The 22,074-nt window shown below is 55.5% G+C and carries 17 protein-coding genes and 6 pseudogenes; 12 read left to right on the top strand and 11 right to left on the bottom strand.

All coding sequences use genetic code 11. The features are described 5' to 3' along the window. Window positions 1-271: 271 nt before the first annotated feature. The 4 genes and pseudogenes from J5274_RS27730 (at window position 272) to J5274_RS27745 (ending at window position 8,377) form a co-directional block, all read left to right on the top strand. Window positions 272-2,598, top strand: a pseudogene (locus J5274_RS27730) (hypothetical protein). 260 nt (window positions 2,599-2,858) lie between these two features. Continuing rightward, window positions 2,859-3,983, top strand: a complete 1,125-nt coding sequence (locus J5274_RS27735) for an IS5 family transposase (protein WP_219276285.1) — start codon at window positions 2,859-2,861, stop codon at window positions 3,981-3,983. Between the two features lie 264 nt (window positions 3,984-4,247). Then, a complete protein-coding gene (locus J5274_RS27740) occupies window positions 4,248-5,984 on the top strand; it encodes a hypothetical protein (RefSeq protein WP_219276287.1) in 1,737 nt (578 codons plus the stop codon). A gap of 728 nt (window positions 5,985-6,712) precedes the next feature. Then, window positions 6,713-8,377 (top strand): transposase, encoded by a 1,665-nt coding sequence (locus J5274_RS27745; protein ID WP_219276076.1) that lies wholly within the window; start codon window positions 6,713-6,715, stop codon window positions 8,375-8,377. Between the two features lie 6 nt (window positions 8,378-8,383). Here the strand turns inward: J5274_RS27745 and J5274_RS27750 are convergent, their stop codons facing one another. Further along, window positions 8,384-8,722, bottom strand: coding sequence for a hypothetical protein (locus J5274_RS27750; protein WP_142832637.1), 339 nt, complete (start codon window positions 8,720-8,722; stop codon window positions 8,384-8,386). 354 nt (window positions 8,723-9,076) lie between these two features. Between J5274_RS27750 and J5274_RS27755 the strand changes: the two genes are divergently transcribed. From J5274_RS27755 to J5274_RS27765, 3 genes and pseudogenes are all read left to right on the top strand, one after another. Then, window positions 9,077-9,334, top strand: coding sequence for a type II toxin-antitoxin system VapB family antitoxin (locus J5274_RS27755; RefSeq protein WP_219276289.1), 258 nt, complete (start codon window positions 9,077-9,079; stop codon window positions 9,332-9,334). Beyond that, window positions 9,331-9,735, top strand: a complete 405-nt coding sequence (locus J5274_RS27760; protein WP_219276291.1) for a type II toxin-antitoxin system VapC family toxin — start codon at window positions 9,331-9,333, stop codon at window positions 9,733-9,735. Before J5274_RS27755 ends, J5274_RS27760 begins: the two co-directional genes overlap by 4 nt. Beyond that, window positions 9,732-10,154 (top strand): annotated as a pseudogene (locus J5274_RS27765) (integrase); the annotation flags it as partial. The gene J5274_RS27760 and the pseudogene J5274_RS27765, both read left to right, overlap by 4 nt. A gap of 302 nt (window positions 10,155-10,456) precedes the next feature. Here J5274_RS27765 and J5274_RS27770 read toward each other — a convergent pair. Further along, on the bottom strand, window positions 10,457-11,566 hold the full coding sequence (locus tag J5274_RS27770) for an IS110 family transposase (protein ID WP_219276293.1): 1,110 nt from the start codon (window positions 11,564-11,566) through the stop codon (window positions 10,457-10,459). Between the two features lie 178 nt (window positions 11,567-11,744). Between J5274_RS27770 and J5274_RS27775 the strand changes: the two are divergent. After that, a pseudogene (locus tag J5274_RS27775) lies at window positions 11,745-12,868 on the top strand (IS5 family transposase). Window positions 12,869-13,050: 182 nt separating this feature from the next. Here the strand turns inward: J5274_RS27775 and J5274_RS27780 are convergent. Then, window positions 13,051-13,650, bottom strand: a pseudogene (locus J5274_RS27780) (ornithine carbamoyltransferase); the annotation flags it as partial. Further along, window positions 13,646-13,735 (bottom strand): annotated as a pseudogene (locus J5274_RS29205) (recombinase family protein); the annotation flags it as partial. The pseudogenes J5274_RS29205 and J5274_RS27780, both read right to left, overlap by 5 nt. Window positions 13,736-13,970: 235 nt before the next feature. On the opposite strand from J5274_RS29205, the gene J5274_RS27785 reads away from it, so the two are divergent. Genes J5274_RS27785 through J5274_RS27795 form a run of 3 tightly spaced genes read left to right on the top strand, consistent with a single transcriptional unit; the run spans window position 13,971 to window position 15,095 of the window. Continuing rightward, window positions 13,971-14,255 carry a type II toxin-antitoxin system RelE/ParE family toxin gene (locus tag J5274_RS27785; protein WP_219276297.1) on the top strand — a complete coding sequence of 95 codons (285 nt, stop codon included), beginning with the start codon at window positions 13,971-13,973 and terminating at the stop codon, window positions 14,253-14,255. A 15-nt stretch (window positions 14,256-14,270) separates the two neighbouring features. Then, on the top strand, window positions 14,271-14,591 hold the full coding sequence (locus J5274_RS27790; protein ID WP_219276299.1) for a HigA family addiction module antitoxin: 321 nt from the start codon (window positions 14,271-14,273) through the stop codon (window positions 14,589-14,591). 33 nt (window positions 14,592-14,624) lie between these two features. Further along, window positions 14,625-15,095, top strand: a complete 471-nt coding sequence (locus J5274_RS27795) for a site-specific DNA-methyltransferase (protein WP_219276301.1) — start codon at window positions 14,625-14,627, stop codon at window positions 15,093-15,095. Here J5274_RS27795 and J5274_RS27800 read toward each other — a convergent pair. Beyond that, window positions 15,059-15,484: pseudogene (locus tag J5274_RS27800) on the bottom strand (transposase); the annotation flags it as partial. The gene J5274_RS27795 and the pseudogene J5274_RS27800 overlap by 37 nt on opposite strands. 128 nt (window positions 15,485-15,612) lie before the next feature. On the opposite strand from J5274_RS27800, the gene J5274_RS27805 reads away from it, so the two are divergent. After that, a complete protein-coding gene (locus J5274_RS27805; protein WP_219276302.1) occupies window positions 15,613-16,563 on the top strand; it encodes an IS630 family transposase in 951 nt (316 codons plus the stop codon). A 257-nt stretch (window positions 16,564-16,820) separates the two neighbouring features. Here J5274_RS27805 and J5274_RS27810 read toward each other — a convergent pair whose 3' ends face one another. From J5274_RS27810 to J5274_RS27835, 6 genes are all read right to left on the bottom strand, one after another. Further along, window positions 16,821-17,387, bottom strand: coding sequence for a recombinase family protein (locus J5274_RS27810; RefSeq protein WP_219276304.1), 567 nt, complete (start codon window positions 17,385-17,387; stop codon window positions 16,821-16,823). Between the two features lie 232 nt (window positions 17,388-17,619). Next, window positions 17,620-19,239 (bottom strand): hypothetical protein, encoded by a 1,620-nt coding sequence (locus tag J5274_RS27815; RefSeq protein ID WP_219276306.1) that lies wholly within the window; start codon window positions 19,237-19,239, stop codon window positions 17,620-17,622. Window positions 19,240-19,294: 55 nt separating this feature from the next. Continuing rightward, window positions 19,295-19,543, bottom strand: a complete 249-nt coding sequence (locus J5274_RS27820; protein WP_219276308.1) for a hypothetical protein — start codon at window positions 19,541-19,543, stop codon at window positions 19,295-19,297. A gap of 30 nt (window positions 19,544-19,573) precedes the next feature. Beyond that, complete coding sequence (locus J5274_RS27825) at window positions 19,574-20,065, bottom strand: hypothetical protein (RefSeq protein WP_219276310.1); 492 nt, start codon at window positions 20,063-20,065, stop codon at window positions 19,574-19,576. An 11-nt stretch (window positions 20,066-20,076) separates the two neighbouring features. Further along, window positions 20,077-21,291: a protein-L-isoaspartate O-methyltransferase gene (locus J5274_RS27830; RefSeq protein ID WP_219276312.1), complete on the bottom strand. Its 1,215-nt coding sequence runs from the start codon at window positions 21,289-21,291 to the stop codon at window positions 20,077-20,079. Continuing rightward, complete coding sequence (locus tag J5274_RS27835) at window positions 21,288-22,073, bottom strand: SagB/ThcOx family dehydrogenase (RefSeq protein ID WP_219276314.1); 786 nt, start codon at window positions 22,071-22,073, stop codon at window positions 21,288-21,290. The genes J5274_RS27830 and J5274_RS27835 overlap by 4 nt, the downstream gene beginning before the upstream one ends. Window position 22,074: the final 1 nt, after the last annotated feature.

The following is a 22,074-nucleotide window of genomic DNA, read 5'->3' on the forward strand; positions in this document are numbered from 1 at the left end:
GCTTGCTGTTGGTTTTCACGCAGCATGAATCAAGTGCGCGGTTTACGCCAGCAATAACGCACTAAACCGCCCGCCATGTCGTCCACACAATATGTCCGATAATCTCGCATTATCAGGCATTTATGAGGTCCAATCAGATTGAGAATCACGACGGATTCGTTTAGTCGGCTAACAAACGTTGATCCGTTTACTGTCCAAATTTTAACTCTGCTTTTACCGATTTGCCTTAGCAGGCCGCGCCGCTACGGAGACCGACTGCGAAGGAAATTTCATGACTACACCGATTTCATCCATGGAAAGCTTTGAGCGCAAAATCGTTACCTTTTGTCAAATTCGTCTCTCCCCGTTTCTTCAGCCCATTCCACTCGCGAATTTCTCCAGTTTTATGAGCGGCCTAATTCGAGATCATGCTCACCCACCAATGAAGTCCGGAAAACTGGACTGGGCAGAAATCGCAATGGCGTGCAATTTGACAACTGAACTAAACGCCAAGTTCAAGCGCACGGCGCAGCACGGCTTCGACGCGATCGAGCGCTGGCTTGCTAGCAGCACGGCAAAGCCCAAGCCCGCAAAAGCTGTGAGGAAACGCGCCGAACCTTCAAAGAAGCCCGCAAAAATGGTTAGGGCCATCAAGCCCTCGGCGCAGCGAGTCAAGGCTCCGGCAAAGCCAGGACCCAAGCTCCAGCCGATCGAAGAATTCCCAACTCCACTTTTTGACCAATGGGAAGAGCCCGTGTCGTTTCAGGCGGCATTGGAATTGCATATGCGCCGCTTTGGCGAGACCTATTACGGCCTCCATCGCGCCGTTGTCCGTCCGGAGGAGACCGTCGACAACAAGACTATCCTCAGTTGGGTGAAGGGCACAAAGGTGCCGCGAACTATCGAGAGCCTCGAAATCCTCGCCCGCATCGAGCGACGGTACCGATTACCGATAGGCTATTTCAAGGAAAAGCTGCCTCATCAATCGAGGTCGGCGTCGGGGCACGATCTTGCAGAGGATATCACTCCTTCCGAGCGACGGCGCCTCGCTTGGCACCTCCCCGATAATTTCAACAGCCTCCCGTTCGAGAAACGCGAGGAAATCCTCGAGTGGGTCCGCCGCGTAATAATCAGCGGGGCGACCGATTACCGCCGCTTCCAAGCGACGGCATTGAAACAGCGCTATGCCATCCGCTTTCCCGCAATGACTTATGGAGCGCGTGCCGATATCCGATCGCTCAACCTTACACTGGCGAATTCATTTTCCACGAACGATGATATCGAGGATCCGGACCTTCTGTCCGGCGTCATCGACGCCCCTCCCCGGCTAGCTATGGAAATGGCAAACCTCATCTCTTTCAAGACGTCGACGCTGACTGCGATCGGATTTCAGCGAAACGGCGTCTGGGGAGGGAAACGGCCTCGCAAAAGCTGGAACATCTTGGATTGATGTTCGGTGCATTGGCCGCCTCGCCAAACGGCGAGATTGCCGGCCGTGGCATTCCCCTCGGCGCACTGACATTCGAACTGCTGGTGTTTCCAGGGATCTGGGATTGGTATCTGCAGTGGCGTGAGCGCCGCCGTGGGTTCTTCACTGCATGGGAGGCCGACATGCTGAGCATTTCCCTGTCGTTGACGAGGGAGGAAACGGGTTGGTTGCGTCAGCACCCTGAGCTGATCGAGCGTGTCGTTCCAGTGGACGGGCTCGTGTCCGCGGATGAAATCGCGTTTGCCAAGCGTGACTGGCATGCCTGCTGTAATGCGTTTCATCAGCATGCCCGAAACCGCATCAGAGAGATCCAGCGGGTGATGCAAGTCCACCGTGATCCGTTCGAGCCGATTATGTGCATTCTGGAGGCACCAAGTCCGCTTGCCGAATATAGAAAGATCACCGACGAGATCCTGCTCCGTATGCCGGACAAGGACCATTACCCGAGAGCGGCGGCTGAGTCCGTACGATCGTTTCTGATGCTGCGTCTCGGTCTACACCTCGGTTTGCGACAAAAGAACCTGCGTCAACTGCTTGTCTGCCCACGCGGTCACTTGCCGACATCGGAGCGACGCTTGGAAGAGATGAAGCGTGGTGAGCTGCGGTGGAGCGACCGGGATAATGGCTGGGAAGTCCTGATCCCATCGAACGCTTTCAAGAATTCGCATTCGTCCTTCTTCGGATCCAAACCGTTTCGGCTGATCCTGCCGAACCTGTTGGACCTCTACTATTACATAGACGCCTACATCGATCGGCACCGCGGCGTCCTGCTGGCAAGCGCCAAGGACCCCGGGACGTTTTTCGTCAAGACGGCGAAGCTCACCAGCATGGATGCTGCCTATGATCAAACTACGTTCTATGAAGCGTGGCGGCTCACGATCCAGCGTTACGGTATCTACAATCCATACACCGGTCGCGGGGCGATCAAGGGTCTCCTGCCCCACGGACCTCACAATGTTCGCGACGTTCTGGCAACCCATATTCTAAAGCAGACCGGTTCCTACGAGCAGGCAAGCTACGCCATTCAGGATACGGCGGATATGGTCCAGCAGCACTACGGACGCTTCCTTCCGCAAGACAAGGCGGCATTGGCGGCCCGCATTCTCAACCAGGTTTGGGAAGCAGCCTGAGACTCCGAAGTGCGAAACTAGAGGGGGCGACCGGCGATCGATCGTCGGTCAACATCTACCTCTCCAATTGGTCAACGCCAAAACCGTCAACCACGGTAGCCAAGACATTCAATTCCTTTGTGTCCAGTCGGAAACGGCATTCTCTATCGATTGCTGGATCAAATCGCATAAGGACGCCTAGCAGGATGCGGAAAAAGGCCCTTGCTGTGGGCGGACTGCCGTGATTCCATGCCTGGGTGATTGATTGGCGGGAGCAGGACATGCGCGGCAGTGATGACCAGACGGCGGGTCTGTTTTCTTATGTAAGCTGCGAAGCCCGCGTTCCGGCAAACCATCCGCTGCGGCCGATCCGTGCCATCGTAGACGAGGCGCTGGAAGTTCTGTCCCCGGATTTCGAGGGGATGTATTCAGCGATCGGCCGGCCGTCGATCCCGCCGGAGAAGCTGCTGCGCGCTCTGTTGTTGCAGGCCTTCTACACGATCCGCTCTGAGCGTCAGCTCATGGAGCAGATGGACTACAATCTGCTGTTCCGCTGGTTCGTGGGCTTGTCGATGGACGCGCCGATCTGGGACGTCACCGTGTTCACCAAGAACCGTGAGCGGCTCTTGGCTGGCGACATCGCCGCCAAGTTTCTAGCCGCTTTGCTGAGCCAGCCGCGGGTTAAGGCATTGCTGTCAGACGACCACTTCTCGGTGGACGGCACCTTGATCGAAGCCTGGGCCAGCATGAAGAGCTTCAAACCCAGGGACGGCGCAGATGGTAGCGACACTGACGACAGCGGCTCTGGCGCTGAAGGGAAACAGCCGCCAAAGGCCGCAGGCCGCAACTCTGAGCGTGATTTCCACGGTGAGAAGCGCAGCAACGCAACCCATGCGTCGACCACTGACCCGGATGCCAGGCTTTACAAGAAGGCCCGTGGCCAGGCGGCCAAGCTTTGCCACATGGGTCACGTCATAATGGAAAACCGGAACGGCTTGGTTGTCGACGCCACGCTTACCCATGCGACCGGCACCGCCGAGCGCGAGGCAGCTCTGGATATGGTGGGCCGCATGGATGGTCGTCACCGCATCACATTGGCTGCAGACAAAGCCTACGATACGGCCGATTTCGTTGCTGCCTTGCGGGACGCAAAAGTGACGCCACACGTCGCCCAGAACACGACGAACCGACGCTCGGCAATTGATGGTCGGACCACCCATCATCCCGGCTACGGTGTCAGTCAGCGTATCCGCAAGCGTATCGAAGAAGTGTTCGGTTGGGCCAAGACCAGCGGCGGAATGCGTAAGACCCGCCATCGTGGAAAGGATCGCGTTGGCTGGATGTTCACCCTAACAGCCACCGCTTATAATCTGCTGAGGCTGCCGAAGCTGCTGACGACGGCATAATCGCGCCCGGAATCCGCCGAACCAGGCGGATTACGACAAAATGGGCCGACAAGGTCGCTGAAAGCGCCTCATCACGGCCCGTCTTCCAGCCGTCTAAACAGGATCGGTGAAAAATTGGCGCTATTTCCGCAGCCTGCTAGAAAAAACTCGACGTTCAAGCGAAACTCGGGAATACCCTAGTTATCATCGGCGAGATCGTGGGTTGCGAAGAGCGCCGACACTCGCATATCTAGGCTTGTTCTTTTCAAGAGATATTTCATCTATATGTCTAAGCACCCAATTGTGCCAGGTACTGAGCTTATCGCTGTCCGCAACCTTCTCCGAAAGCACGAGGAGCAACGCGATCAATCATTGCTTGCCACAACGATCGAAGAGCTCAAATGCCCAGCACGGGAAGCCGATGCATTCCTGCGTCGCCTCGCAATCGCTGGATATATCGAGTGGAAAGCCGAATACGCGGGAAGCTCGGACTGGAGCCTTACTGAACATGGGCTTCGACTTGCTGCCGATGATTTCGGCCCGAGAATGACACCCCAAAGGGCGCATGCTGTAATTGGGCAGGTCATTGAACGGGCGCGTGCCATCAATAGGGATCCAGATCGCCTTGCTCGGGTCAGGGAGCTTAGGTTATTTGGCAGCACATTGGATCCTAATCGGCCAGATTACGGTGATGTGGATATCGAGGCGGAAATCGAGATTCGCCAGTTACCCGTCGAAGAGGTTGCCGCAGCGCGGTCGAAGATTGCGGTAAAGGTTCCCCTCTCTTGGCGACAACACCTTATACTCCGGCTCGACGCCGAGGGCGGATATGACGGTCGTAATGCCTTCGGCGCCCTCAAGAAGGGCTTGAAAGGGCTATCGCTTTCCAGAGATGCTACCAGAACACTCGGGTGCGAATTTAGACGTATTTATCGGTTTGACCTAGAAGCGGGGAACGAGCTGGCTCCGGACGACCACATAACCCCCCGCACGACGCCGCCTCCAAAAAACGCAGGGGAGGTCTCCCCTACTCAATTTCCCGAGCATACTGTTATCGAACCGCTTGGCATCGCGGACGCCGACGAGAAAATTCGCACAGAGAAGATCAGTTTGTCGGTACAGAGCCTTTCCCGCATGGAAGCCAAAGTATGGTTGGGCGTGGAAAAGCGCGACGGCAGTCGTGTTGCAACAAATACGCGTAAAGATCCCTCGCAGCGGTTCGCAGGAGCAAAATTTCTTTTCGATGAATGGCGCGACCCGAACCTCACCGGACTGGAGCTGTTTCAGAGATCGCTTGATTGGGCAGCACTGTATGATCTTGCAATTTCGAAAATAGGCCGCAAGTTTTCACTTCGAACATACCAAGGCGCGCGTGTCGCAAATTTTAATGCCTTGATGGTTCAACGCGTGGCTGATCGCGTCGATGCTCACCTAGCCTTGAATCGCCCCAAGGGAAACAATCCGCATTCGTACCAGAGAGGTGGCGCAACATTTACCACCCCAAGGATGATCGCCGCAAACCATGCGCTGGCTGTCGCACTTGCGCGAATGCTGGATGAGACAGGGTTGACTGGCCAGACCACGTTTAGAGCTGAGTTTGAGCTGACTGACGTACGGCGGAATTTCTACCCGGCTTTGCCGGACCTTTCCGAGCCTGCCAGACGTCTTAAAACCGCCTTGGAGAAGGTAACATTTCCGGAAGCGCTCATACTGGAGTCTCGCAAGCAAATGGATGAATACGAGACTAATCTACCGCTGCATCGAGAAATTGAGGTGGCTGCAGCCGATGTGAGCAAGAAGGAAATCGAGATCGTTGGCTTTGCTAGTTCAAGGTTTGGAGTGGCATGGAACGAAGACGAAGACGGTATTTTCGAAGACCCTGATAAATTCTTTCCAGGTGAGGAACTGGTGTGGGAAATAGCGGACGGTCTGACGGACTTACTGAAGGCCCGTCTTGTTGAACTTCCAGGGTGCCGGTTGATGAAACTCGGCCAGCGGGCACCGATTTCAGCCAAAGCGTAAATACACGGGAAGCGAAATTGCTCGTGAGCGGATCCAGGCCGAGCGGTCCGCTACAAACTATGGCTGAAGTGCTTTAAGATTTATAACTTATCTTGCGGCTCGCAATTGGGAGCGGGCAAATCGGTAATCAGAAGCTTATTATGGCTTAAAAGTCGAGTTGTTGAATGCCAGGTCATCTATCTATTGCCATTCAACTTCGACAAAACCGCCGTGGCTGGATCCGATGAAGCTGGCAAACAACGACCGTCGGTCAGGCCGGCGCTTCGGGCGTGTCTGAGCGCCGCATGAGGATGTAACATTCATTAAGCGATGAACTACTCATCTTCTTTCACTGAACACCATCAATGTCTGAGGAAGCAGAGCCGCACGAACACGATCGGCACCGGTCAACTGAAACCAACAGATTCTACTGGGCCCGCCGTGTGCCATCAGAGGGCTCGGCGATATCGAGGTCGTCCAGATCTCCACCGTGTTTGGATCCGCGCGAGTTTTGGACGGTTGCCGTCATGGGCAGCGAGGAGCATTTCGGGCTTGCCACCTTCGAATTCTTCCACAAGGTCCCCGCCCGCCGACTTCCGGGTGCCGCCGCCCGAATTTGGTACGTGGGGCAGATTCGGTGGCAGCGTTTCGGCGCCGTGCCTAGAAAGTGTGCATAACCGCACGCGTTGATAACTGTTTCTCGGCTTGGGGGATTCCCTGAGCGGGGCAAATCATGATTCGATTCCATCATGAAGAAACGGCTCCCCTCCCCCGAGCATGCCGACACGCTTTCGCTGAATGCGTTGCGCGGGCTTGTGACGGGTCTGCTGGAGCGGTCGCTGCAAGCGGAAGCCCGGCTCGAGAAGCTTGAAGTCGACAACATCCAGCTTCGCGAAGAGAACGCCGCCCTTCGCCTGGAGAACACCCGGCTGAAACTCGAGAACCAGCTGCTGCGCGACGAGATCGCCCGGCTGAAGAACCTGCCACCCCGGCCGCCGTTTCGCTCCTCCGGCATGGAGAAGGCAACGGATGCCAAACCCGGCGACATATCGGCGCATAAGAAAAAGCCCCGTGGCCCGAAGCTGGATGTGAAGCGGGTGAGCCGGCAGGAAGTCCTGCGCGTCGATGCTCCTGTCGGGTCGCGCTTCAAGGGATACAGAAGCATCTATGTTCGCGATCTGGTGATGAAGGCGGAGCTTGTGCATTACCGCCGCGAATGCTGGCTGACGCCGGACGGAAAGACAATTCTTGCGTCCTTGCCGGCGGGGATCACTGCTGGCTACGGCCTCAACCTCAGGCGTCTTTGTCTGATGCTCCATACACAAGGGCAGGTGACGACCGGACGCCTCACGACATTGCTGAACGATATCGGTCTCGATATCTCAAAGCGCCAGGTGGTGCGACTTGTGACCGGGCAACTGGATGGCTTTGCAGCCGAGGATACGGCGGTGCTGCATGCCGGGTTGGTATCGTCGTCTTACGTCACTGTTGACGACACCGGCGCCCGTCATTGCCATAATAACGGTTACGCCACACACATCGGCGGCCCGAACTTTAGCGTTTTCCGCACGACGAAATCGAAATCACGGCTGAATTTTCTGTCGCTGCTACGCGGCAGTTACCAGGATTATGTGTTGAACGACGCTGCTTTTGAGTACTTGGAAGAACGCCGTGGTGGGTCACCGTTGACCGCCGGACTGAGGAGTTTTGAACCGCAACACTTCAGCAACCAGGTTCCGTTCATGACGCATCTGGCTGGCAAGGGCGTCGACATTTTTGATACGCAAGCCGTTGGCCTGCTTGCCGAAGCCGGGCTCTGGGGTGCCATCCGCCATCATGGTTTGGTGGGTGACATGGTGATCGTGTCCGACGATGCCGGCCAGTTCCGCGTCGGCAATCATGCCCTCTGTTGGGTGCATGCAGAACGTCTGGTGCAAAAGTTGATGCCGGCAACCGCAAAGGAGGAGCGATGGGCCACAGTCGTCCGCGATCTCATCTGGCGATACTACAAAGCTTTGAAAGCCTACAAGCAGAACCCTACCCCAGCATCCGCTCCCGCATTCCGACGACGGTTCGATCGGATCTTCACTCTACGCACCGGTTATGAGGCCCTCGACAAGCTTCTTGAGCGGCTGCATCGAAGAAAGAACGAACTCCTGAAGGTGCTCGACTATCCCGACATTCCGCTGCACACCAACGCATCGGAAAGCGCCCTGCGGACGATTGTGACCAAGCGGAAGATCTCTGGCGGCACGATGAGCCGAGACGGTCGCATTGCACGCGATACAATGCTCGGTCTGATGCAGACGTGCCGGAAGCTCGGCATCTCATTTTACGACTATCTTGGCGACCGGCTCGGCATTGGTGGCGAGGCCATCCCGCAATTAGCAGGCCTTGTCGCGGCGAGAGCCTGAGCGTTGCTAACGGCTGCCGGGCTTCGTGAATGGCAGCACGCGCCCATCCTTGGGCGTCAAGTCCTCCAAAACATTCCGCCCGATCAGCCTAACGAGCGTTGGTGAGACATTCCAGTGCTTCTCGTCATCAGAATGGATCGTCACGGTCTTGCGATTGCGACGGATGACGATACCCGTGATCGTTATGCCGTCGTGTGTCTCGAACATCACAGCACTGCCGATCTTGATCTGCTGCAACGCTTGGTCTGTCTTTTGCCGATGCAGAAGATGAAGCCGTTCGACGATACGCTCGTTCAACGCTAGCAGTTCGGTCTCATCGAGCGTGTCGATATCGATGTCGGTCATGGCGCAGATCCATCCTCCAATGGCAGTCTTCTTCAAGGACGATGCCGATTATGATAGAAGGAAGTCAGCGACACAATTGCCTGACAAACCGGCAGCGCCACCAAATCTGCCCCACGTACCCGAATTTGACGGTGATTTCTGTGAAATTGTACCGCCTAGGTGATTGATTAGATTAAATAGAATATACGTCGCGGCATTGAAACAGAACATCACTTCCGTAACCAATTATTAACCCTAACCGCCGTAATCACCGCCGATAAGTATCCCTTATCGGAGGTCAGCCATCTTGCCGGTGATTGTTGCCATCTCGCCCGCCACGGGGTATGTTCACGTCAACATTCGTCGAGGATCACCATGTCCGAACCACAGCTGTCCATCCGCAGCGCCAAGGCCCGCGACCTGGCCCATGCGCTCGCGCGTCGTACCGGCCAGCCGATCAACAGGCTCGTAGAGCAAGCGCTTGAGCTCTACGACCAGGAACTGCGTGAGAAACAAGCCAAGACGCCGGCCGATATCCTTTGGGACCTGATGGCGGAAGGGCGCCGCTTAGTGCCGCCAGGCACGACGTCGGCTCATGATGATCTGTATGACGAAAACGGCCTGCCTAAATGATTGCTCTCGATACGTCAGCGATTGTGGCCACCGCGCTGGGCGAGCCTGAGGCGGAACTTTTCCACGCCCTTATGAGCCGTGAAGAAATCCTCGTGGGTTGGCCAACCCTTCTCGAGGCTCGGATGGTGTTGGCAGGAAAACGTTTTCCAGGTGCTGCGGCCGTCATCGCTCAGTTGGTGGTGCTGCCCAATGTCACCGCTGTCGAGTTTGGTGAGCGCCACTATCATGCCGCAGAGCTCGCGTTCGAGCGGTTCGGAAAGGGGCGCCATCCAGCGAGCCTCAACATGGGTGACTGCTTCTCCTATGCGGTGTCTGCGGTGGCTAAGGCGCCGCTCTTGTTCAAGGGCCGGGACTTTTGGCAATCCGACCTGAAATTGCATCCGGCGTCATCGACGGCATGAGCGGATCGAGCGACAAGGCCCTGAACCGCCGGCTCGAAGAGCTCGACACGATCGCCGCCGTCCTGCCGATGGGGCGACGGGACGAGCTCGCCGAAATCCTGTCGGATGAGGACGTCAAAACCCTTCGCCACCTGGTCAATGAAGGCATGGGTGCCAACTCCTTGCGCGCCCTCACCTCGGACCTCGCCTATCTGCAGGCCTGGTCGCTTGCTGCAACCGGCAAATCCCTCTCTTGGCCGGCCCCAGAGGCGCTGCTCCTGAAGTTTGTGGCCCATCATCTCTGGGATCCGGAAAAGAGACTGACCGATCCACAGCATGGCATGCCGGACGCGGTCGAGCAGAGCCTTCGCGGCCAGGGCTTTCTTAGAGTGATCGGGCCACATGCACCGGATACCGTTCGCAGACGGCTTGCCACATGGGGTCGGTTCCGGTTGAGGGCGAAATGACACTCTCTCATGAGCGATTTAGATTTTCCGGACGCAGTTAATCTACCCCGCCTTCGCGGGGTGGGTCAATTGATGTAGCCTGTGCACGGTGCTGGAGATGCTGGCCGAACCGATGGTTTGTCATACTCTCATCCGCGGATTTTAACCGCCTGACCATATTCGATGCGGGCTTGCCTCTCTCTAAGAACGGATATTTGTCCCAACGTGTGTCGAGGGTTCCCTATCCTTGGCCTACATCTCCAGCACGCTGCACAGGCAGCAGGGTCTATTTGCGCCTACGCTGGAATCGGCACTTTGCGAGCAATATCCCAGATGAAGCCTGCCAGTTCACGAGCAATGGCAGTGAGCACACGCGGTTGTGGCTTTCCAGTCCTCGATAGATCTCGATAACGCTTGCAGAGCCTTGTCTGTGCTTTCCAGGCGATATCTTTGATTTCCTGCGGAAGATGAAGGCTGCGCTTTAGATGGGGATGCTGTTCGCGAGGTGGATGCCGATACGACCAACTCGCCTCGACCATCATCGTACGAGCCAGAGCATTGCCAGTCCTGGTGATGCGCCCGCGCCTTATTGTGCTGCCACTCGAATGCTCGCTCGGCACCAGTCCCAGCCAAGCCATGAGTTGTCGCGGATTTGAGAAGCGGCTGATATCGCCTATCTCGGCAGCCAGCGTCGCGGCGATTGTTGTGTTGACGCCACGCAGTGCCCGGAGGGCATCGACAAGTCGTGCAAAACGCCAGTCCTTCACCGCATCTTCGATCGCCAGATCCAGCGTGCTGATACGCTCCTCAATCTGGCGAATGGCGCGTTTCAGTTCCTCAAAGGCCAATTGCTGATGTGGATAGCGGAATTTGCGTAATTCGTTGATCCATCGCCAGTGGATCTTTGTCCAATAGGTTGGCCGATCATAGCGAAGACCATGCCGAAGCAGGAAGCTCAGGAGTTGCTGCTTTGCAATCTTTAGCGCCTCCAGAGCCTGCTTGCGGGTGCGGATCAGATCCCGCATAGCTTCCTGTGCCTCATCGGGCGTCCAGATCGGGGTCAGTTCGCCGGCTCGCCATAGCCGCGCCAGCATTTCCGCATCGCGCCGATCGGTCTTGATCCGGTCCCCGGAGCGACGTGGGATCATGGCCGGCGAAACAACGACGCAATCAAACCCCAGCTTTGTGAGCAAGCGATGCAGGCCGTAGCCACACGGGCCGGCTTCATAGCAGAAAACTGGCCTGGCACCGGGTGCTGCCAGCCGCTTCGTCAGGCGCAGTACAGAATCGGCGGTGTTTTCAATGACGCCTTGGAAGCGAACTTCCCCGTTTCTGCCTTCCTCAGCGGTGGCAACTGCAATGGTATCAGCATGAACGTCTAAGCCAACATACACAGTTCTTTCCATAACGATTTCCTTTTCCGATCGAAAACAGTCGACATGGAAAACCTAGCGGCTTTGCCGCGGTAAATCGCTCATCTGGTCTAAGCAACCAATGAGCTTTAGTAGGTTGCGGAAAAAGGCCCTTGCTGTAAGCGGACTGCCGTGATTCCATGCCTGGGTGATTGATTGGCGGGAGCAGGACATGCGCGGCAGTGATGACCAGACGGCGGGTCTGTTTTCTTATGTAAGCTGCGAAGCCCGCGTTCCGGCAAACCATCCGCTGCGGCCGATCCGTGCCATCGTAGACGAGGCGCTGGAAGTTCTGTCCCCGGATTTCGAGGGGATGTATTCAGCGATCGGCCGGCCGTCGATCCCGCCGGAGAAGCTGCTGCGCGCTCTGTTGTTGCAGGCCTTCTACACGATCCGCTCGGAGCGTCAGCTTATCGAGCAGATGGACTACAATCTGCTGTTCCGCTGGTTCGTCGGCTTATCGATGGACGCGCCGATCTGGGACGTCACCGTGTTCACCAAGAACCGTGAGCGGCTCTTGGCTGGCGACATCGCCGCCAAGTTTCTGGCGGCGTTGCTGAGCCAGCCGCGGGTTAAGGCATTGCTGTCAGACGACCACTTCTCGGTGGACGGCACCTTGATCGAAGCGTGGGCCAGCATGAAGAGCTTCAAACCCAAGGACGGCGCAGATGGTAGCGACACTGACGACAGCGGCTCTGGCGCTGGAGGGAAGCAGCCGCCAAAGGCCGCAGGCCGCAACTCTGAGCGTGATTTCCACGGTGAGAAGCGCAGCAACGAACCCATGCGTCGACCACTGACCCGGATGCCAGGCTTTACAAGAAGGCCCGTGGCCAGGCGGCCAAGCTTTGCCACATGGGTCACGTCATAATGGAAAACCGCAACGGCCTGGTTGTCGACGCCACGCTGACCCATGCGAGTGGAACCGCAGAGCGCGAGGCAGCTCTGGATATGGTGGGTCGCATGGATGGTCGTCACCGCATCACATTGGCTGCAGACAAAGCCTATGATACTGCCGACTTCGTCGAAGCCTTGCGGGACGCAAAGGTGACGCCACACGTCGCCCAGAACACGACGAACCGACGCTCGGCCATCGACGGTCGGACTACACATCATTCCGGCTACGCAGTCAGTCAGCGCATTCGCAAGCGCATCGAAGAAGTGTTTGGCTGGGCCAAGACCAGCGGCGGAATGCGTAAGACCCGCCATCGTGGAAAGGATCGCGTCGGCTGGATGTTCACCCTGACAGCGACGGCTTATAATCTGGTGAGGCTGCCAAAGCTGCTGGCGACGGCATAATCGCGTCCAGAATCCGCCGAACCAGGCGGATGGCGACAAAATGGGCCGACAAGGCCTCTGAAAAAGCTTCATCACGGCCTGTCTTCGAGCTGTCTAGCCAGGATCGGCGGAAAAATGGGGGATATTTCCGCGACCTGTTAGACGATCCAAAACCACTAGGCGGGCGAAGACAAAGCCTTCGTTTACGACACAACCCACTCCATCAACGCATTCTGTGCGTGTAGCAAGAATGCCTTTGCTGGGCGGCTTTGACATTTTGCGTGCGACATGGCGTCGGCAGTTACCTCTTTCCCTCGCGCTACAGGCGGACACGGTAAAAAGACTGCGTCTTTGCGTGCCCGATCGAGGAGGGAGGCTGACACCTGATACTCGACCAAAAGACCTTCCTCTGCACCCTCCGGCCAGGAATCGGTGACGATAACGTCAGCATCCAAGACATGGCGAATATCGATACTGGTTTCGAAATTCGGGTTTAGCAGCTTTCGATCGGTGATATGCCACGACTCTGGATAGACCTGGACAACATGAATGGGCATCGACTTAGAAGCTTCCACCCAAGATCGGATGATGTTGGCGTCCGGGGCGATCCCAACAATCTTCAAGCCGTCCAAATTTCCTCTTACGCTCTTGATATAGGCAAGATCCCCGAGCGTTTCGCAGGGATGATTGGATTTGGTCCGGGCATTGATAATGGGAGCAGCGGCGGCGGATGCGAGCTCTTGCAGTGTAGCAAGCTCCTTCGTCCGGATGACGAGAAGGTCGAACCAATTATCAAGATATCCGAATGCAGCCGGCCGCGCCAAGGGCGGCGCGCTGCTGGTCGAGGTCCTGCCCGCGCGTCGATACACGGGCATAGCCGATGAACAATCGGCCGGCGTCGGAATCTGGTTGGCCCTTCACGGCTCCTCCTGTCGCAAATCATGTCGCGGGATTTCTACCACTTGCGACAATGACGTGCGACACAGAAACCCATGAATTTTCAGGGGTGCCTGATCTGTCGCGCGGATTAGGAGATTTGCGACATAGTAATTTTCCAAAGTTCCGTATGGTTTCATGTCGTTTACGGTTGACGTAAAGCATAAACGTCAGCTAGATAATGGCTATGATTTTGAGCTATAAAGACAAACGAACAGAGACGTTCGCCGCTGGCGGATTCGTTCGCGAGTTTCAGGGCTTCAATCGGCAGGGCTGGAAGCGCCTGGAAATTCTCGACGCCGCTACCAGCCTTGCTGAGCTAGGCCAGTTGCCAAGCAATCGGCTTGAGGCACTGAAGGCCGACAGAGCAGGACAGTATTCGATCCGCATCAATATGCAGTGGCGGATTTGTTTTGAATGGCCCCAGGATGCCGCTGGACCATCGAACGTCGAGATCGTGGACTATCACTAGGAAAGGAGCACCATCATGACCCGTCCTGCCATTCACCCCGGCGAAATCCTCGCCGACGAGCTGCACGAACTCGGAATCACGCCGACTGAGCTATCGCGGCAGATTAACGTGCCGCCTAATCGTGTAACTCAGATCATTAAAGGGCAGCGGAATGTCACTGGCGACACAGCTTTGCGCCTTGGTCACTGGTTCGGCATGAGCGCGCAGTTCTGGCTCAACCTCCAGAGCGCGTACGACATCCGCTTGGCTGAACAGACGGCTGGCAATGAAATCGCCGCCCTTCCAACTAGGCTAGCCAACGGCGCAGAACACTCGCGCCAGCCAAATTCAATCTGATACTTAGGGTTCTATAGACAGGAATACGTGTGCATGACCGGAGAAGCTAAGAAAATAAACCGGCAAGATTCTGCCCTGGATTTATTGTCTAAAGAAGACCTGATCGACGTCATTAGATCGATGGTCGATGGTGGCGTATCCATCAATTTCCATGGCAAGAGATTTTCACATGAAGTCTATAAAAAAGTTAGGCCACGCCAGACAATAATAAAAAAGGACCTAAGCGTCGGAACACCTGAGGAACAAGTCGAAAATCTTCTTATAGAAGGCGAAAACTTACAAGCGATGGTGACGCTCTACAAAGAGCGTGGGCAGATAGATCTTATCGTAACCGATCCACCATACAATACAGGTCAGAGTTTCCGTTATAATGATAAGTGGGATCAAGACCCTAACGACCCTGATCTCGGTCAAGTCGTAAAAATGGACGATGGTTCGCGGCATACAAAATGGATGAAAACCATGCTGAGGGTGGCGAGTTTGGGAACCTTCGGTCTGATCTGATCGGCGACATTGCGCCATTGGGTGCTTGCGGCCTCTGGCGTGTCCTGAGCGAAAGCGGTGGCGATGAAGGCGGAAACGACGCGCCGCCCGCTCTTCCCGGCATGAGCCAATGCATTGCGCATGAAGTGAACCCTGCAGCGCTGCCAGGTGGCGGCAAGAACCTTTGAAACGGCGGCCTTTATGCCTTCATGGGCGTCGGAGACAGCAAGCTTGACGCCGCGTAGTCCTCGCCTTGTCAGCTTGCGCAGGAATTCCGTCCAGATCGCTTCGGCCTCGGATGTGCCGATCTCCATGCCGAGCACCTCACGTCGGCCATCGGTGTTGACGCCCACCGCGATGATGACCGCGACAGAGACGATGCGCCCCCCGCGACGAACCTTCAGGTAGGTGGGGATGAGTAGGCGATGCGCGCCTTACCGCATTACGACGGCAGGTTTAAAGCCTGTCGCCGTTTTTACGATTCAATCTTCTCAATCAGCTTATCGGTGATTCTCTTTCGCTTTGAAGGGAGGCCGTCATGGGTAAGTCACATCCGATTGTGTTGCGTGAGCGTGTGATAGGGTTTGTTGAGGAAGGCCATGGCCATCGCGAGGCGGCCCGGCATTTTCGGGTCTCGCCACGTTTCGTGAACGATCTGGTGATCCTCAAACGCGAGACAAATTCGCTTGTCCCGCGCCGGCAGGGGCATGTTGGCGGCGGCAAGCTTTCAGCGCATCACGCGTGGGTTGAAGAGCGGATGATGCAGAATGGCGAACTGACACTGGACGAGCTTTGCGTGGAACTCTGCGGACGTGGCGTCATCGTCCATCGCTCCAGTGTCGGACGGCTTCTTCACAGGCTGGGGCTGAGCCATAAAAAAAGCCTGATGGCAAGCGAGCAGCAGCGCCTGGAGATCGCGCGGGCGCGTGAACTGTGGACCGGGCGGCGAAAGCCTTTCTTCAACAAAGCATTGGCACGACTGGTTTTTATTGACGAGACGTCGACGAACACAAAGCTGACAAAGCGGACGGGCTGGTCTCCCCGAGGCCAGCGATATCGAACGCACGCCCCCTTCGGGTCGTGGAAATCCCAAACGTTCATCGCTGGGCTACGATCCTATGGAATGGTTGCCCCCTGGATTGTCGATAGGCCGATGAATAGCCGCAGCTTCGAGGCTTGGATAGAGACCCAACTCGCGCCGACCCTGTCGCATGGAGACGTCGTCATCCTAGACAATGTCGCCTTCCACAAGAGCGAGCGGGCCGAAAAGCTGGTCCGCGCAAAGGGAGCCTGGCTGCTGTTCCTGCCACCCTATAGTCCCGACCTCAATCCCATCGAGATGGCCTTCTCAAAACTCAAGACGCTGCTGCGAAAGCGGGCGGCCCGCAGCTTCGATGCCATCTCCAACGCGCTTGGCGAAATCTGTGACCTCTTCTCCGTCACAGAATGTAAAAACTACTTCAAGGCAGCAGGATATGAGTGCGATTAAATGCGACACGCTTTAGCATCGCCTCTCGCCGAACCGGACGTGCGCCTTTCGTTACGCATCCGGCTCTCCAGAAGACATGGCAAAGTCAGGCATGTCCATCCACGCGAGACGGTATCGCTCGACAGGTGTCCAGCCGAGCACGTGTTGCTCAATGGACCCTTCTCTCCAGACCCGTCTCGTCGCCCGGCGCCTGCTTGGCCCAGTCGGCCCGAAGCTGCGATTTTGGCCAACTTATAGAACGGATAGCGAACGTGTAATCATGTAGAATCTGATTGCGAACCTTGATCTTCCAAGGCGCGGTAGACAGTCATCCTGGAAATGTTCAGCTCACGCGCAACGGCGGCTTTCGTTGCGCCAGCAGCGATCCGCCTGCGGATTTCGGCGTCATCGACATTCTTCTTCCTACCCGTGTAGATGCCGTCAGCTTTTGCCGCGTCGATGCCCGCTCGTTGCCTGTCTTTGATGAACTTGAGTTCCATGTCGGCGACCATGCCGAGGATGGTGATGACCATTCGACCCATACTTCCGGCTGTCGTGACTTCCGGCTCAAGAATGCGGAGTGACGCGCCCTTTTCGTCAAGCTCATGAACGAGATTGAGAACGTCGCGGGTGGAGCGACCAAGCCGATCAAGCCGCAGCACCACCAGTTCGTCGCCCGCGTGCAGAAACTGCATGATGGTCTCCAACTCGGACCGCCCTTTTCGAGACGCCCCTGATCCGGTTTCCGAGCGGATGATTTCGCAACCTGCGACCTTCAGACGCTCGTTCTGAATATCGAGATCCTGATCTGTAGTGCTGACGCGAGCGTATCCGATGCGGGCCATGGCGATTCTGTAACATTAGGGTGGTTCCGATTGTGTAACGTCACTTTGATCGAAAATCCACCCTTTTGTTACACTCGGCGCGCGTAATATTTGGACGTCACTCTAGGGCGTACCCTAAATGAGCATGTACCGCTCGCCCGGCTGTGCGTATTTTTTGCGCAAGGGCAAGGACAACCCATTCCCGTGTACGTAAGCACATTGCGAAGTGCGGAGCGGCAACCGTTCGTAGCACTTAATGAAGGCTTGGGACTGCCATTGGCTCAACCGCGCTTTGCCAAGCCCGACAAAACATTTCGACACACACTATTCGTGCTATCGTATTTGCTGGCAGCGGGTTGCCATTGTTAACTAAATCCAGCGCATTGAGCAGAGCTTTGCGGTCGAGGTATCCACTCTTCATCAGGACACCGTCTCGAATCAATTCTTCTGACTGCCGCCGATTTGTCTGAAGGCCGTGAACTACTAGGTTCTCCTCAGGCCCGACCTGAGCGCGCCACAGCGCAGAGGATATTTCCTGACTATCTGCTGCGCCTTCGGTAAAACTATCGAAACTTCGAAGTCGCATAACCGCTTCGACTACAGGCTGGGAGAAATAGGGATTAACCCAGGTGCCTGGTCTCGAAACACTGGGCGATTGCAGCATTTGTGCCTGAGCGAGGCGGTTACGCTGTTTTCTAAGAAATCTACCTTCCCGTTTTACCCTGCTTGCGGGAATGATGTATGACCGACCCGGAAAGAGTCCCCGGTACTGAGCTTCAGGGACAACGCTGTCCCAAAGTATTCGGAAGATGGTCGCCTTCCGAAGGCGAGATAATTTTCTTGCAGTTTCCAATGCAAATAAGCCACCCCGCGCTTTGAGCGCGTCTGACAATACCATGGGTCCGGGAGCGGCGTGGAATAGTAAATCAGCGCCTTCCCAGTCAAATATCATGGTATCCCTTCCGACAACGTCCATGACGGCTTCTTCTTTTCCAAGAAAAATTAAGCGCTCACTTAAAACGGTCGGGAGTTCCTTCGGAGCCAATTTTGCAAATGGAAGGGCGTCGGAGGCTTCAACATTAACCCGGTCGGCTTGGATTGTGTCAAATACTTCCTTAAATTGCCCTCTATCAACGAGTGGAGAGCCGATGCTCGGAATCTCGATCAGTTTAAGGCATTCAATGGATGGCAAGGCCTTTCGCAAGAATATCGATGAGGCCGATGAGATCACGCTGTCTGATACCGGGAATGCTATCCTCTGCTTTCCTTCGAATAAAGCTTGTATAGCTCCCACCACTTCCTGACCAAGATCAGACGAATCTATCTCTTGGACGACCGGTTCGAACCAAGCTCGCACCATTTCAAATGTGCCGTCCGAATTCACCCGTATGCAGAAACCGGGCGGTACTTCGGCAAGGTCGAGGAAAGGTGTGTTACCCTCAATGCCTTGCCCGGTTTCTGCAAAATGGATAAGATACCCGATGTTCCACACCGGCATGCGCCCGGCAATGAGACGGACTGGGTCAATATCTACGTCTAACTTGCCGCCACGCAGTTGGCGAAAATAAAGGCGCACACTACCCATCGGGTCAGGCAAGAATAGTCTGTAATTGCTCTGTTCATCAACGATAATAGCAATATAGCCGCCCCAAATTATCTTTGGTATGCGCTCAATAACGTCTGCGTTCGTTGCCTTTGAGGGAATAAGTTTTCTTAGAGCCTGCGCCGGTTGCTCACCGTTGAAAGCGAAGATCCGCCCGATAGGCACTAACTCTATCCATCTATGCTCGTCTATTGAAATACGGTCCGAATAGATAACCTCGGGAGCCGTTTCCCAAACTGATGATTTTAGACTCCAATACGCTTCGTTCACATGTCTCTCCTGATTGACCTCTGCCTGAATAGCGGTCGTCTCTCAGTCGAGGTGCCTAATCGCGGCGACGACGCAATTGTTCGCTCATAAAGGCGGCTTCAAGGGCAGACGCTTGTTCGACTGTAACTGCTCCCCGTCGCTGAAGAGCAGCGAGAATCCGTGATACCATGTCGATATCTAGGGGGCGCCGCGGTATACCGAGAATATCGTTTGACCAAGGCTCTAGGGGACTTCTAACGCCAAGTATTCCATGCTGAAATGCCAGAGAACGGATCGTTTCATCAGCGCCCAGAATATTCTGCATTGCCATCTCCTTTCTGTGGATTCGCGACAGCTAGGACTCGACCTTGATGAACACTGCGCGGGACGGCGTTTCCTTCGCGGGCGAATGATGTAGAGCAACGAGCCGATGGTCCTTGTCCATCTTAAAGGTAATGGTCAGACCTTTGGTTATCGGGAATATGAGAGTGTCGTTCTCTACCGTTCCACGATAAAGATTTCCGCCCGGCTTTGTAACCAGCAGATTTGTACCCCAGCCGTAATAGGCGGTAACCTTCTTGCCGTCGGTAGAAACTATCGTCATGACGGCATCAAGAGTTCCCTCCCACTGACCTCGCCATAAGCCTTCCCATTGTTGTAGATTTTCCGGCAAGTGACGGACCGCCTTATACTCACCAGGAACCGACGCCGGAGAGAGCGAATCCAAGGGATCAAAGCCCTTTACGGCGCCGGCGTTCTCTGCCGGTTTTACATCGCTTTGTGCGAGCGATGCAGTCACGGGAATAAAAAGCAGCGCACTTGCTATCAGTAAAGGCCTCAAGTTCATCACAGACTCCTCTAGTGCAAATACCAATGGAAGACGTCCAACCCTCGCCTTTCCTTCCAAAGTCTTTTCGCCTCGATCCCCTGCTCTTGCCGGCTGATCACCACGCTGAAATTCGATCCCAGAGGTTTACCGAGAGCACACCATTCGTCGAAATCTCGTTCGAACGTCTCCGCAGCTGACCGATTGTTGAAAGTTATCAGCGAACCAGCTCGCCAGACGGCGAGCGATTCCTCCCGTTCATCCATTATAGTAAGCGCCAAGGATGGAGAGCCACCAAACAGCTTGTCATTTAAAGGGGACGGCTGGAATGGGACCGTCGGGGCAAATACCTCGAACTGTGGCTCGATTTTTGAAAGAAAAGCGGTCAATGGCAGCGCGCGGTATGCCTGTTGTTCTACCGTCCCGTCGCCAACGAGAAACGGACGCGACTTCCCTTCATGAGCCAAAAGTTTTTCCAGCGTGGGTGGGAGCAGCTGTTTCATGCCGGAGGGATCAACACCCCCAAAGCTAGAGGGGCTCATTGGCACAAACCTACATAAACGAGCAGCGATCGATCGAAATTCTTCTCCAGATTTCTGCAGCACGAAAGCCTCCTCGGCGGGTCCTTTGCCGCGGAAGGGAACAACCACTTTCCCGCCGTCCGCCACGGCATTCCAAAGAAACTCCGGGAGGAAGTATGTCGACGCGGTGAAAATCACCCTGTCGAACTTTTGATCAAATTCAGATGTGTTTCCGTCCTGGATTAAAACTTCAGCGTTATTTATTCCAAGGCGCGACAGATTTTGCTGAGCCTTAGAACCAAGAATAGGTTCAATCTCTACCCCTACGGCGCGCCCTTCCTGTCCGATAAGCCGGGAGATGAGAGCTAGTAGCCAGCCAGTTCCGCAACCTATTTCGAGGACGGTCTGGCCAGGTTTTACATCTAGAAGAGATAGGAGGTGCAGGATGAATGCCGGCTCCGAATTCGATGCGTGCAAAGTGCTTCCGTCACCTCGGACGTACATGAGCGGTTGATTTGAATATATCTGCTCCATCGAGCCTTCGTCGGTCGAAGACCTTAGGCTTGAGTCATTGATCAGCTTAAACCGGTCTATGAATTCATGCCGTGGTAGGTCAAAATACGCATTTTTTAGTTCATGAGATATTTCCGTTGGCTCGCCGTGGATCGGTTTGTAACCTGAAATCGCCTTGAAAAGGTCTTCTTGCAGTTGCCGAACGACAGTCATTTTTCCGCCTTTCCCAAAATGGTCACGGTTGCAATAATTTCTTCGATGCCGTCGATGCCCAAAAGTGCTTCTACCTCATGGTCGTAATAGCCACCCCACACAACGCTGGACAGACCTAGCGCGGCGCCGGCGATTAACAGGGATTGCGTAGCAAGGCCCATCTCCACTGCAGCAAAATGACGGCCGCGGAGGCCGTACTTCGTCGATACGCGCGTTGGGATCGACGTGTGGACCATTATCAGGCCAGCCGCCTGGGATACCGCATCGGGCAAATTGAAGATGCGACGTAAATCGTCTACTCTGGATTCTTTCAGCTTTCGCAACTTTTGTTCGAACCGCGAGTAGTGGCAAACCCTGGCCCCCGCCTCCCCTTTGTGGAGGAGTATAGGATAGGCTTCTACCGCATAGAGACCGCCAGCCGCAGGATATGGACGTTTTGGCAACGTGAAGCGTGAATCCCGCTTACCGAGATTGTTGCCATATGTAAGAAAAAGAAGCGACGATAGATCCTGATCGGTAATCGGTTTAGGCAAGAAATCTCTCACGCTTGTCCGGTTCGCGAAGCAGTCCACTATCGATGTGCCTGGCTGCCGTCCTTCCGCAAGCTCGATTTCAGGTAAGCCAACGAACTTTTTATAAGCGTTCGCTAGGTAATTCCGGCCCTCCTCCGAACTATTATAAAAACCGACTTGCGATCGGAATTCGCTGTCGTGTCCCCGGACTAGCTTTGTCGCCTCGTGAAGCACTTCGAAGAGTTCGCCGAAGTTATTGGCCTGGTCCATC

Origin of the sequence: Rhizobium sp. L51/94 (assembly GCF_019355555.1) — a bacterium.
In the GTDB taxonomy this organism is placed as follows: Bacteria; Pseudomonadota; Alphaproteobacteria; order Rhizobiales; family Rhizobiaceae; genus Rhizobium; species Rhizobium rhododendri.

Coding starts and splice junctions, on each gene's coding strand:
- J5274_RS27735 (WP_219276285.1), top strand. CDS start 2,859: ATGCGCGGCAGTGATGACCAGACGGCGGGTCTGTTTTCTTATGTAAGC.
- J5274_RS27740 (WP_219276287.1), top strand. CDS start 4,248: ATGTCTAAGCACCCAATTGTGCCAGGTACTGAGCTTATCGCTGTCCGC.
- J5274_RS27745 (WP_219276076.1), top strand. CDS start 6,713: ATGAAGAAACGGCTCCCCTCCCCCGAGCATGCCGACACGCTTTCGCTG.
- J5274_RS27750 (WP_142832637.1), bottom strand. CDS start 8,722: ATGACCGACATCGATATCGACACGCTCGATGAGACCGAACTGCTAGCG.
- J5274_RS27755 (WP_219276289.1), top strand. CDS start 9,077: ATGTCCGAACCACAGCTGTCCATCCGCAGCGCCAAGGCCCGCGACCTG.
- J5274_RS27760 (WP_219276291.1), top strand. CDS start 9,331: ATGATTGCTCTCGATACGTCAGCGATTGTGGCCACCGCGCTGGGCGAG.
- J5274_RS27770 (WP_219276293.1), bottom strand. CDS start 11,566: ATGGAAAGAACTGTGTATGTTGGCTTAGACGTTCATGCTGATACCATT.
- J5274_RS27785 (WP_219276297.1), top strand. CDS start 13,971: ATGATTTTGAGCTATAAAGACAAACGAACAGAGACGTTCGCCGCTGGC.
- J5274_RS27790 (WP_219276299.1), top strand. CDS start 14,271: ATGACCCGTCCTGCCATTCACCCCGGCGAAATCCTCGCCGACGAGCTG.
- J5274_RS27795 (WP_219276301.1), top strand. CDS start 14,625: ATGACCGGAGAAGCTAAGAAAATAAACCGGCAAGATTCTGCCCTGGAT.
- J5274_RS27805 (WP_219276302.1), top strand. CDS start 15,613: ATGGGTAAGTCACATCCGATTGTGTTGCGTGAGCGTGTGATAGGGTTT.
- J5274_RS27810 (WP_219276304.1), bottom strand. CDS start 17,387: ATGGCCCGCATCGGATACGCTCGCGTCAGCACTACAGATCAGGATCTC.
- J5274_RS27820 (WP_219276308.1), bottom strand. CDS start 19,543: ATGCAGAATATTCTGGGCGCTGATGAAACGATCCGTTCTCTGGCATTT.
- J5274_RS27825 (WP_219276310.1), bottom strand. CDS start 20,065: ATGAACTTGAGGCCTTTACTGATAGCAAGTGCGCTGCTTTTTATTCCC.
- J5274_RS27830 (WP_219276312.1), bottom strand. CDS start 21,291: ATGACTGTCGTTCGGCAACTGCAAGAAGACCTTTTCAAGGCGATTTCA.
- J5274_RS27835 (WP_219276314.1), bottom strand. CDS start 22,073: ATGGACCAGGCCAATAACTTCGGCGAACTCTTCGAAGTGCTTCACGAG.